Origin of the sequence: Aldersonia sp. NBC_00410 (genome assembly GCF_026342035.1) — a bacterium.
Classification (GTDB): Bacteria; Actinomycetota; Actinomycetes; order Mycobacteriales; family Mycobacteriaceae; genus Aldersonia.
The window spans coordinates 177,274-191,064 of record NZ_JAPENM010000010.1; the positions used below are offsets into that span (position 1 = coordinate 177,274).

The 13,791-nt window shown below is 67.3% G+C and carries 1 protein-coding gene (only partly in view); it reads right to left on the reverse strand.

Features of this window, described 5'->3' with window-relative positions; translation table 11 throughout:
• Positions 1 to 13,548, reverse strand: partial view of a non-ribosomal peptide synthetase gene (locus tag OG921_RS22215; protein ID WP_266114709.1) — the 5' portion only. It extends 3,045 nt beyond the left edge of the window; 13,548 of the gene's 16,593 nt are visible here — the first part of the coding sequence; it begins with the start codon at positions 13,546 to 13,548; its stop codon lies beyond the left edge, outside the window.
• Between the last annotated feature and the right edge of the window lie 243 nt (positions 13,549 to 13,791).

Below are 13,791 nucleotides of genomic sequence, written 5' to 3' on the forward strand. Positions count from 1 at the left end.
GCCGCTCACGTACACCTCGCCGGGCACACCGACCGGAACCGGTTCCAGTCTCGAATCCAGAACGTAGGTCGCCAGACCCGGGAGACCTCGACCGATCGTGCTGCCCAGTGATCGTTGCGCGAGTTCACTGTCGAGCGCGAGGTAGGAGACGTGCACCGTGGTCTCGGTGATGCCATACATGTTGACCAGCTGCGGCCGGTTCGGCCGCCGCTCGTACCAGCCTCGCAACTGACGCAGGTCGAGTGCCTCGCCGCCGAAGACGACATGCCGCAGTGCCAGACCATCCGGCGATCCGGCAGCGCGATCGGCCTCGGCGAGCTGGTAGAAGGCCGACGGGGTCTGATTCAGTACCGTCACCTGCTCGCGGACCAGCAGCTCGAGGAACTGCTCGGGCGAGCGGGAGGTGAGGTAATCGACGATCACCAGGACGCCGCCGTACGCGAGCGCGCCCCACATTTCCCACACCGAGAAATCGAAGGCGAACGAGTGGAACATGGTCCACACGTCGTTCTCGTCGAATCCGAAGTGCCCCTCCGTGTTCGCGAGGAGTTGGACGGCATTGCGGTGTGTGACCGCAACCCCCTTCGGCCGCCCGGTCGATCCGGATGTGTAGATCACGTACGCGACGTTGCTCTGGCGCAGCGGGCCGATTCGCTCGGCATCGGTGATCGGCGCATCGTCGCGACTCGCGTCGTTCATACCGTCCAGAACGATGATCCGCGCATCGGTACCGGGCAGCAGATCGCGCTCGGCCGCGGTGGTCAAAACGCATGCCGGCGCGGCGTCGGCGAGGATGTAGCTCAATCGATCGGCCGGGTACGTCACGTCGAGCGGCAGATAACCGGCTCCGGCCTTCATCGTGGCGAGCATCGCGACAATCTGAGCGGGACCGCGTTCGGTTCCGATCGCGACCAACGATTCGGGGCCGACTCCGGCGTCGATCAGCTTGCGCGCCAGCCTGTTCGAGCGTAGATCGAGCTCGCGGTAGCTGATCTCCGATCCGTCGAAGCGCAGCGCGGCAGCCGCACCCCGCCGCTGTGCCTGATGGGAAAACATGCCGATGAGCGTCGTGTCCGCGACCGGGGCACCGGGGGTGTTCCACGCCGTGAGCAGCGTGTCCCGCTCCCTCGGCGTGGTCAGCGCGAGGTCACCGACCGCGGTATCGGCATCACTGCCAACCGCTTCGAGGATGCGCAGCAGTCGGTCCGCGAAGCCCGCCACGGTCGTTTCGTCGAACAGATCGGTGGCATAGGTGAAGAACGCGGCGAGCCCGGCGTCCGGAGCGTCGGCGCCACTCGCGGAGGCGGGATTGTCGGCAATCGTGAGCTGGAGATCGAACTTGGCCAGCGGAACGTCGAAATCTACTGCATCGATACGCAATTCGGGCAGTTCGAAGCTCTGCATCGACATGTTCTGGAAGGTCAACATCACCTGGAACAACGGGGTGCGCGCGGTCGAGCGAACTGGATTCAGCACCTCGACGACGCGCTCGAAGGGGATGTCGGCGTGCCCGAACGCGGCGACGTCCACGTCGCGCACCCGGCCGAGCAACTCGGCGAACGACATGTCCGGCTCGATGTCGGTCCGCAGCACGAGCGTGTTGACGAACATGCCGATCAGGTCGTCGAGCGCAGCGTCACCGCGGCCGGCGACGGGCGTACCGACGGCGATGTCGGTGGTCGCCGAGAGCCGAGACAGGAGCACCGCCAGTGCCGAGTGCATCACCATGAACATCGTCACGTTGTGCCGGGTGGCAAGCGCCCGCAGCCGGGCCCGCAGCGGCCCGTCGATGGCGAACACGACATTGGCGCCGCCGTTGGAACTCACCACCGGTCGCGGCCGATCCGTGGGGAGATCGAGCTGGTCGGGCAGGCCGCGCAGCGTCTCGCGCCAGAACGCCTCCTGTTGCGAAAGCAGGGATTCCGGATCGTCGGCGGAGCCGAGCACGGCGTGCTGCCACAGGGTGTAATCGGCATACTGGACGGCGAGAGCGGGCCGGTCCGGACGCTCGCCGCGGGCCCGCTCCACGTAGGCGGCCATCAGGTCCCGAGTAAGTGGTCCCATCGAGTACCCATCGGCGCTGATGTGGTGCGCCACGAATGCGAGGACGAACTCGTCGTCGGCCAGGCCGAAGAGCGTTACCCGTACCGGTGGGGCGGCGGCGACGTCGAATCCGGCCGAAACGAACTCGCCGAGCCGAGCCGGGAGGTTCTCCGCGGAGCACGCTTCGATCTCCAGCGTCGGAATCGTTTTCGGATCGTCGGCCACGACCTGCCAACCCGCGCCGTCGATCTCCGGATACCTGGTCCGGAGCACCTCGTGGCGTTCGATCAGATCTGCCACCGCCGATCGCAGGGCATCGACGTCGAGCCGGCCGGAGAGCCGCACCGCTACCGGGATGTTGTACAGCGCCGACTCGGGCGCGAAGCGGTTGAGGAACCACATCCGCTGCTGCGCGATGGACAGTGGCACGCGCTCGGGGCGTGGTTGTGCCACCAGGGCGGCATGTCCGCGGGTACCGACGTGGGACTCGAGCCGAGCTGCGAGCGCCGCGACCGTGGGTGCTTCGAAGACCAGCCGTACCGGAACCTTGGCCTCGAGTTCGGCCCCGAGCCGCGCGGCCACCTGGGTGGCCGAGATGGACGTGCCACCGAGGTCGAAGAAGTTGTCGTCCAGTCCGACTCGTTCGACGTCCAGCACGGCGGCGACCGTCTGCGCGAGAATCTCCTCGATCGGCGTGCTCGGAGCGCGGTACACCTTCGCCTCGAAAACGGGCTTCGGCAACGACTTTCGATCGATCTTCCCACTGGAGTTCAGCGGCATCGCGTCGATCACCAGGACGCTGCTGGGCACCATGTACGGCGGCAGCCGCCGAGCTGCCGCCGCGACGGCATCGGCCGATTCCACCACCGCATCCCCGGCGGGAACCACATAGCCGACCAGTTGGTCGCCGGTCCGATCGCCGCGATGGACCGCAACGACCGCCGCGGCGACACCGGGAACAGCCGCGAGCACGGCTTCGATCTCGCCCAGTTCGATGCGCTGGCCACGCAACTTCACCTGAAAATCGGTGCGGCCCAGGTATTCCAGTACACCGCTCTCATGCCAACGCACCAGGTCGCCGGTGCGGTACATCCGATCACCATCGCTGCCATGCGGATTCGCGATGAACCGTTCCGCCGTCAGGGCCGATCGGTCGTCGTATCCGCGGGCAAGCTGAGCGCCTGCGAGGTAGAGTTCGCCGGCCAGACCCACGGGCGTCGGACGCAACCGGTCATCGAGGACGAGGGCCGCCGAGTTCCACACCGGCGTCCCGATCGGCACCGGGCCGCTGACATCGCGCTCGACCGGTGTCGCGGTGGCGTGCACGGTGTATTCGGTCGGACCGTACAGGTTGAACAGTGGCGCAGCGCTGACGCGCTGGAATGCCGCGACGGTCGGTCCGGTCAGCGCTTCGCCGGCCACCAGCAGGGCGCGCAGCGAATCGACCGCGCCGGGGCGCACTGCCGCTGCGAAGGCCGCCAGCATCGAGGGTACGAACGAGGTGATGGTCACCCCGTGCGCCGCGATGGCGTCTGCGAGATACGCGGGATCACGGTGTCCGTCGGGACTTGCGACGACCAATCGTGCACCGGCCAGCACCGTGCCGAACAGTTCCCACACCGAGACGTCGAACGTCGCCGGGGTCTTCAGCAGTACGACGTCGCTGGGTGCAAGCGCGTATTCGGAGGTCAACCAGCGCAATTGGTTGACGACGGCGTCATGGCGGACGACGACGCCCTTCGGCCGGCCGGTGGAACCCGACGTGAACAACACGTAGGCGGCGTTCTCCGGGCGCAGCGGCGCGCGCCGGTCGTCGTCGGACACCGACGTCACGGGGAAGTCGGAAAGGTCCAGTTCCTCGATCAGTTCGACCGCGGTGCCGGCGAAATCGTCACGGCGCGTCGAAAGAACGAGCAGCGGCGCAGCCGTCGCGAGCACGTACTCGGTCCGCTCGGCAGGATGGTCGGGATCGATCGGGACGTAGGCGCCACCAGCCTCGACGACGGCATACATCGCCACGAGCAGGTCCAACGACCGTCGCATCGCCAGGCCGACGCGGGCCTCGGGCCGCACTCCTCGATCGATCAGCCAGTGCGCCAACCGGTGCACTCGCTCGCCGAACTCGCGGTAGGTCAGTTGGGCTTCGGTCTCGGGCACGATGACCGCGATGGCGTCGGGCGTGCGCGCAAAGCTCTCCGCGATCGCCCCGGCCAACGTCCGCGGGTCCCCGATCGCCGCTGCGGTGGCGTTCCAGTCGCGCAGCACCTGCTGCCGTTCGGCGGCGTCCAAGAGGTCGATGTCGGCCACCGGCAGCTTCGGGTCGCCGATGATCGTGGCGAGGACTCTGCTGAATTGCTTTGCAATACGGCTGATTTCGATGTCACCGAATATCTCACGCAGGTACTGCAAGGTGATTTCGAGACGAGCACCGACAACCGCGAGCACCGTCAATGGATAGTGCGTGACCGTCGTGAGGTCGACTCCGGTGATCTGCATGCCCTCGATGACGCTCGCCGCAGCGATGCCGGCCGTATCGACCGGATACGACTCGTAGACGAAGAGGCTGTCGAATTCGGCTCCCGGCCCGACGTCGGCAACGATATCGGCAAGGCCCACATAATGCTGGCCGAGCAGGCCCGCCTGTTCGCTCTGGACCCGCGCCAGCAGCTGCCCCACCGAATCGTTCGGTTCGACCCGCACGCGGACCGGAACCGTGTTGATGAACAGGCCCACCATCGACTCGACGCCGGTGATCTCGGGTGGGCGGCCCGAGACGGTCGCACCGAAGACGACGTCGTCACGACCGACCAATCGGCCGAGCAGAATTGCCCAGGCCACTTGCAGCACAGTGTTGACCGTGACACCGGTGACGACCGCGAACTCCTTGAGTCGTGCGGTGACCGCCTCGTCGAGTTCGACGGTGTGTTCACCGGAAAGCGCCTCGATGACGCGGCCCGTGTCGCGCGGTGCGAGCAGCGTGGGCTCGGTCACGCCGTCCAGCGATGCCCGCCACGCGCGCCGCGCTGCGCCGTGATCCTGCTCGCCCAGCCACTCGAGATAACGGCGATACGGCCGGACCGGCTCGACGGCGTTGCGGTCGCCATCGGTCGCGTACAGCACCAGCAGGTCCTTCATGAGCAACGGCATCGACCAGCCGTCCAGCAGGATGTGATGATTGGTCACGAGGAGACGGAAACGGTTGTCTCCCAACGACGCCAGCGTGAACCGCAGCAGCGGTGGGTGCGCCATGTCGAATCGATCGCGACGGTCGGCCTCGAGCAGGGCCACGAGCGCAGCATCGGGGTCCGGCTCATCGCTGAGATCGACTTGCACCCAGGGCAACTCGACGGAATTCAGCACAACCTGGACGGCAGCTCCGGCGGCGTCGGTGACGAATGCGGTGCGCAGGTTCGCGTGTCTGTCCACCACCACCTGCCCCGCCCGTCGCAACCGGTCGCCGTCGATCGCCCCGGTCATGGCAAGCACGACCTGCGAGGTGTAGACGTCCAGGGATGCGCTCGCGAGCTCGGAATGGAAATAGAATCCGGCCTGCAGCGGCGAGAGCGACCACAGGTCCGTGAGCCCTGGGAAACGCGTTTCCCACGAGTCGATGTCGGCCTGTGTGGTGTTCACCAGCGCGAAGTCCGAGGGTGTCCAGCCACCGGTGTCAACCGACCGGGCATGGCGCACGACCGCGTCCAGCGCATGCACCCACAGGTCTGCCAGTTCCTGGACTGATTCTCGGTCCAGCAGTCCGCGGGGGAAGGCAAACGTAGCCGACAGCTCGCCGTCGGTGACGATCGCGTTGATGTCGATCGCGGCAAGCGCGGGCATGTCCGCGTCGGCCCGTGCGGGCAGGTCGCCGAGGTCGCCGACAGGTGTCCAGCTGAGGTCACGCACGTCCTCGGGCAGCTCGCCCGCCGAAATGCGGCCCAGATAGTTGAATCCGATCTGCGGGGTGGCCAGGTCGGCGAGCTGTGCCGCCGTGTCGTCGTTGGCGTAGCGCAACATTCCGAAGCCGATACCCTTGTCCGGCACCGACCGCAGCTGTTCCTTGACCGCCTTCACCGCGACACCGGTCGAGCGTCCGCCGGCCAACGCGTCGACGAGATCGACGCCCGAGACATCGAGCCGAACCGGGAACATGCTGGTGAACCAGCCGACGGTGCGCGAAAGATCCGCACCGGGAGCGACATGCTCCTCGCGCCCGTGCCCTTCCAGCCGCAGCAGGACCGACGATTCGTCGACACCGCGCCTGCGGCGCCATTCCCGCACCGCCAGAGCCAATGCCGCCAGCAGACCGTCGGCGACCTCGCCGCGGAACGCCTCCGGCACGGCGGTGGTGACGCCCGCGCTCACCTCTCGATCGAGTCGCACACCGATCGCGTCGAGTGTCTGCGCAACATCGATCGCCGGGTCGAACGGCCGTGCGCCCAGTGCGGGATCGGGGCCGTCGAGCACGCCTCGCCAGTACCCGAGTTCGGCGACGCATGCGGGTGTCCGTGCACCGTCGGCGAGCGCGTGGGCCCAGCGGCGCATCGATGTCCCCACCGGTGGTAGCGCCGGCGCCGCGCCGGTGCTGATCTGCGCCCATGCGGTCACGAAGTCGGTGATCAAGATGCGCCACGAGACGCCGTCGACCACGAGGTGATGGGCCGCGACGACGAGTCGGCCCGCCTCCGGTGCGTCGAGCCACACGAATTGCAGCACCACGCCGTCCGCCGGATCGAGCCGTTCCAGGGCAGCGTCCAACTCGACTGCCGCGAGTTCGGTGCGCGCAGCCTCGTCGGCGGGCATGTCGACGCGATGGACCAGCGAATCCACGTCGATCGCGTCGACGGGGCGAGCCGCCAGTGCCCATTCACCAGCGGCGTCGCGAAACAGCGCCGCACGGAGCATGTCGTGCCGGGTAACAACCGCACCGATCGTCGCGACGACGCCGGCGCGGTCGATTCCGGCGGGCAACGACAGCGTGACGGTCTGGTTGAATCGGTCGAAGTGCCCGCCGCGTTCCACCATGTAGCGCACCACTGGCGGCACCGGCATGGTTCCGACGCCGCCGCCCGGAAGTTCGCCGAGCACCGTCGCGGATTGGGATCCCGCTACCGCCTTTTCGGCCAGGCGCGCAACCGTCCTGCGCTCGAACACATCGCGCGCAGTGAGTACGAGGCCGCGAGTCTTCGCCCGCGACACCAGCTGGATGGACGAGATGCTGTCCCCGCCGAGCGCGAAGAAGTCGGCGTCGACCCCCACGCTGCCGGCATCCGGCAGCCCGAGCACTTCCGCGAATACCGCTGCCAACAACCGCTCGGTATCCGTACCCGCGGAGCGAAACTCGGCGTGCGAGAACAGTTCCGGCTCCGGTAGCGCGTTGCGGTCGAGCTTGCCCGACGTGGTCAGCGGCAGATCCGAGATGACGACGAAGGCCGACGGCACCATGTATTCGGGCAGTTCCGCGGCGAGTCCGGCGCGCACCTGCTCGACATCGATCGAAGCTGTTGCCGCCGGGACGAGATAGCACACCAGCTGGTCGGCGCGCTCCGGGCTGGCCCGAACGAGCGCAACCGCATGCGACACCGAAGCATCCTGCAGCGCAAGTGCCTCGATCTCGCCGAGCTCGATTCGCAGACCACGAAGTTTGACCTGAAAATCGTTGCGGCCCAGATATTCCAACTTGCCGTCCGAATGGCGCCGGACGAGATCGCCGGTCCGGTAGAGCCGCCCGCCGGGACCCGCCGCGGCGAACGGGCTCGCGACGAATCGCTCTGCTGTCAGCGCCGCGCGGCGGTGATAGGCACGCGCCAGTTGCACACCGCCGAGGTACAGCTCGCCAGCCAGACCGATCGGCACCGGCCGCAATCGCGAATCCAGAACGTAGGCCTGCGCGTTCCATACCGGGCCACCGATCGGCACCGCGCCGGCCACCAGGTCCGGAACCCGACTGTGTGTGGCATGCACGGTAAATTCGGTCGGGCCGTAGAGGTTGTAGGTCGCGGCACTGCTGATCCGGCGGAATGCCGTGACGGTGTGCGCCGCCAGCGCCTCACCCGCGATGAGAACGCTGCGCAGCGAGTCGACCGAGCCCGGCTCGGCGCCTTCGGCAAAGACGCTCAACATCGAAGGTACGAACGACGTCATCGTGACGCGCTCCCGGTCGATCACGTCGACCAGGTAGGCCGGGTCGCGGTGACCGTCCGCCGTCGCGATCACCATCCGGCCGCCGACGATCACGGGGCCGAACAGTTCCCAGATCGAGACGTCGAAGGTCACCGGAGTCTTCTGCAGCACCACGTCGTTCGCGCCGATGCCGTACTCCGCCGTGATCCAGCGGATCTGGTTGACGACCGAAGTGTGCGACACCGACACGCCCTTGGGCCGTCCGGTCGAGCCCGAAGTGAACAGCACGTAGGCGGCGTTGTCCGGACGCAGCACCCCACGGCGTTCGGCAGGCTCGATCGCCTTGTCCGACACCTCGGTCAACTCGAGTTCGTCGACCACCACGGTGGGGCGTCCTCCGGGAGTGACGAAGGCGTCGGCGGTGGTCGTCAGCACACACCGCGGGTCCGCGGTGTCCAGGATGTGTTCGAGACGGTCCGCCGGATGGTCGGGATCGAGCGGGACGTACGCGCCCCCTGCGGCAAGTACCGCGTACATCGCCGTCACGAGATCCAGCGAACGCCGCATACCCAGCGCGACAAGAACTTCCGGTCCGACACCGAGATCGATGAGGTGCCGGGCGAGCCGACGGATCCGGCCGGCGAACTCTGCATATGTCAATGTCTCGGCACCGAAGGTCACCGCAGGCGCATTCGGCGTGGCCGCGACCTGCCGATCGAACATCCCGATCAACGTCGCCGGTTCGGCGGGGCTTTCGGTGCGGTTGAAAAAGTCGACGACCAGAGCGCGCTCGGTGTCGTCGAGCAGGTCGATGTCGCCAACGGGGCGACTCGTGTCGCCGGCCATCGCAGCGAGAATCCGCTGCATCCGTGCACCGAACGACGCGATGGTCTCCGGGTCGAAAACGCCGTGCAGGTACTGCAGCGTGAACTCGAGGCGATCGGTCAGCGTCGCGAAAACCGTCAGCGGATAATGCGTGTCGTTGGTCATCGTGACATTTGTGAGGCGCATACCGTCGATCGAGCCGGCCGCCGCGATGCCCGCGGCATCGATCGGGTACGACTCGAAGACCAGTAGCGTGTCGAACTCCGCGCCGACACCCGCACCGGCATGGATATCCGCGAGTCCGACGTAGTGGTGCGCGAGCAGGTCGGCCTGTTCGCCCTGCACGCGGCCGAGCACCTCGGCGATGGTGTCGCGGGCGGCGAACTCGACACGAACGGGCAAGGTGTTGATGAAGAGCCCGACCATGTTCTCGACGCCGGTCAGCTCCGGTGGGCGGCCCGACACCGTGGTGCCGAAGACGACATCCTCGCGGCCGAGCAGGCGGCCCAGGAGCAGTCCCCACACGACCTGGCAGACGGTGTTCACGGTGACGCCGAGGTCGGCGGCCGTCGCGGCCAGCCGTGCCGTGCCGACTTCGTCCAGCGCGAACTTGTAATCGTCCGACAGCGTGGTGATCTCGCGAGCGGGGTCGGCCGGCGCGAGTACCGTCGGCTCCGGGACACCTGCCAGGGCGTCGTGCCAGATGCGCCGGCTGGCAACCGGATCCTGCGAAACCAGCCACGACACGTAGTTCCGGTACGGCGGTGGGGCGGCCAGCGCCGATGCATCCCCCGACGTTGCGTACAACACCAGCAGTTCCCGCAGCACCAACGGCATCGACCAGCCATCGAGCAGCAGGTGATGGTTCGTCACGACCAGGCGGTTCCGGCCCGCGCCGAGAGTCACCAGCATGAACCGGATCAACGGCGGCTCGGCCAGATCGAAGCCCACCTGCATGTCGCCGTCGAGCAACCCGCGGAATGCGGCGTCCACGTCGGCGTTGCCGGTCAGATCGATTGCCGTCCAGGGTAACCGGACCGAATTCTGGACCACCTGCAGCGGTTCGCCGGCCTGGTCGGTGACGAACGCGGTATGCAGGTTCGGGTAGCGATCGAGCACCCCCTGCCCGGCCACGCGCAATCGATCCGGGTCGACATCACCTTCGAGTTCGACCACGACCTGCACCGTGTAGACGTCGACCGACGCGGCGGCCATCATCGCGTGGTACATGAGGCCCGATTGCAGTGGCGCCAACGGCCATACGTCGACGAAACCCGGGTAGCGCAAGTCCCATTCGTTCACATCGGCCTGGGTCAGCGTCGCACCGGCTCGCGCGGCGAGGCGGAAGTCCGACGGCGTACGACCGCCCGCACCCACGGTGCGGGCATGAACCGCAATTGCGTGCAAGCTATCTCGCCACACGTCGGCCAGCGTCCGCACATCTGCCTCGTCGAGCAGCGTGTCGGGGAAGGCGAAGGTCGCCGACAGCACGCCGCCAGTCACGATCGCGTTGATGTCGAGCGCGGCCATTGCGGGCATATCCGGGTCGGGTCCGGCCGTCAGCGGTCCGACGTCACCGGCGGGAATCCAGCCCATCTCCCCGATCTCGTCCGGCAGGTCCGCCGCCGAGATCCGGCCGAGGTAGTTGAAACTGATCTCCGCCGGCGCGAGCGCGGGCAACTGGCCTGCCGTCTCGTCGTTGAGGTAGCGCAGCAGCCCATATCCGATGCCGTTGTCCGGCACCGCGCGCAGTTGTTCCTTGATCGTCTGAACCGCGAGCCCGGTGGCAGGACCGCCGGCCAGCGCCTCGTCGAGGGCGATGCCCGCGGTATCGAGGCGTACCGGATACCTGCTCGTGAACCAGCCGACCGTGCGCGACAAGTCGGCGCCCGGCGCAGCGCTCTCCTCGCGACCGTGGCCTTCCAGCCACACGAGCGTCGACCGTTCGTCGACGCCGCGCGCGCGCTGCCAGGTGGCCAGCGCAAGAGCAAGTGACGCGAGCAGGCCGTCGTTCGCGCCACCGTGGAAGATCTCGGGCACCCGGGTCAGCAGGGTGTCGGTGTCGTCCGCGTCGAGTTCGACACGCACCGACCGCACTGCACCGGACACGTCGACCGTCTGATCGAAGCGACGCGGCCCGATGGGCGTGTCCGCGCCGGCGAGAATGTCTTGCCAGACTGGAAGTTCGGCCACCCGCTCGGGCCGTTGCGCATCATCGACGAGGGCGTGCGACCACGCCCGCATCGAGGTCGGCACATCGGGCAACTGCGGCGTCGCACCGCCGGCAAGCTGTGCCCACGATCCGACCAGGTCCGGGATGACGATACGCCAGGACACGCCGTCCATGACGAGGTGATGCGCGACGAAGATCAGGCGTCCGGCGCGGGCCGAATCCACCTGGTCCAGCCAGACAAACTGCAGCACAATACCTTCGAACGGATCCAGCCGCCCGAGCGCAGCGTCGTAGGCCGCGTCTGCCGCGGCGGTGGTTTCGGCGGAGTCCATTTCGCCGGTTACCTCGACCCGATGGACCAGCGCGTCGACATCCACGCTGCCCGACGCCGCAACCGCGACCGCGCGCACGCTGCCGTCCGTGGCCGCGACCAGGCGGGCGCGCAACATGTCGTGCCGATCCACCAGTGCGGCAAGGGTCGACACGATGCCCGAGCGTTCGATCCCGACCGGAAGTTCGAGCACCATGGTCTGGTTGAACCGGCCGAAATGGCCCGGACGGTCGACCATGAAGCGCACGATAGGAGTCGGCGGCATCTCCCCCACTCCACCGCCGGCCAACTCGGTCGGCCCGACCGGCGCTGCCGTTGCGTCGACCGCTTCCGCGACCGCGGCGATACCGGCAACCGTGCGATGCTCGAACACATCTCGCGGGGTGAACAGGACTCCGCGCGCTTTCGCGCGGGACACCACCTGGATCGACACGATGCTGTCGCCACCGAGACCGAAGAACGAGTCGTGCACACCGACATTCTCGAGCCCCAGTACGTCGCCGAAGACATCGGCGATGACCTGTTCGACCGGGGTCCGCGGCGCCCGGTATTCGACCTCGCCGGCAAAGACGGGCTCCGGCAATGCCTTCCGATCGAGCTTGCCGACCGGGGTGAGCGGCACCTCGTCGATCACCATGATCACCGACGGCACCATGTATGCCGGCACTCGTTGGCCGACGAAATCGGACAGCTCCTCGGTATCGAGCGATATGCCCTGCGGTGCAACCACGTACGACACGAGCGAGACCGCGCCGGCGCTACTGGAGTGACCCATCGTGACGGCGAATTCCACGTGGTCGTGCGCCGACAGCGCCGCGTCGATCTCGCCGAGTTCGATGCGGAAGCCGCGAATCTTCACCTGGAAGTCGTTGCGTCCGACGTACTCGATCTCTCGTGCTCCGTCGACCTCCGATGTCCAGCGCACGACGTCGCCGGTCCGGTACAACCGGTCACCGGGTTCGCCGTACGGATTGGCGACGAAGCGTTCGGCGCTCAGCCCCGGCCGACGGTGGTACCCCCGCGCCAACTGGGCACCCGCCAAATACAGTTCGCCCGGCGCACCGGCCGGGACCGGGCGCAGCCGATGGTCGAGAACAAGGGCGCCGACACCCGCGATCGGTACACCGATGGTGATGTTTTCCCCCGGAGTCAGCGCTCGGCTGCTCACGGAAAGGATCGTCGCCTCCGTCGGGCCGTAGCCGTTGTAGAAACGTCGCCCCGGCGCCCACCGTGCCACCAATTCGGGGGCGAACGATTCGCCCGCGACCACGACGACCTTCAGGTCCGGCAAATCGGACGGATCGACGGTCGACAGTGCACCGGGGGTGATGAGTATGTGCGACACCCGTTCGCGCTCCAGCAGCCCGGCGAGTTCGTCTCCGCCGAACGCGGACGCGGGAGCCACCACAAGGGTCGCACCGGCGGTGAATGCGAGTAGAAGCTCCAGTACCGACACGTCGAAACTCGGCGAACAAACGTGCAACATGCGCGATTGCGCGGTGACGCCGTAATGCTCGCGCTCGGCGGCAACCACACCGGGAAGGCCGGAGTGCGTGACCACCACGCCCTTCGGACGTCCGGTCGAACCGGACGTGTAGATCACGTACGCCGCGTCGTGGACATCCGGCTGCCGGATGCGATCGCGGTGCGAGATCGGATGTCTGGCCGCCTCGTCGACGGACGCTTTCGTCTCCGGGTCGTCGAGTACGAGCCAGATCGACGACTCCGGCAGCTTGTCACGGTGTGCGGCGACGGTGATACCGAGAATGGCACCGGAGTCCTCGACCATGTATTCGATGCGATCGGCCGGATAGTTCGGGTCCACCGGAACGAACCCAGCCCCCGTTTTCGCTACCGCCCACAGTGCGAGAACCGACTCCAGCGACCGGGTCAGCCCCAACGCGACGAACTGCCCCGGACCGATGCCACGCGCGATGAGCTCCCGCGCGAGTTGAGACGACCGTTCGTCGAGTTCCTGATAGCTGGTCGTCGCGCCCTCGAAGACGACCGCCGGGTGATCACGAGCTGTGTCGACAGCAGCTGTCAGCAGCTGGGGCAACAGCTCCGCGCCGGACCGCCGTCGGCGCGTGGGGCGCTCCCGCCGACCCGGCCGAGAACCAGTCCGAAACGTACCGGCACCGTCGACCGTTCGCGACATAAAGGCTGGGTCATCCTCTCATCAATCGTCGGTCACGAGGATCGACACATCACAATTAAGCGGCCGACAGCAGCTGGGAGAGCCGGGCCCTTCCCAAGCCTAAGAAGTATCGATCCGGTGGCCGAGAACGTTTCGGACCATTCA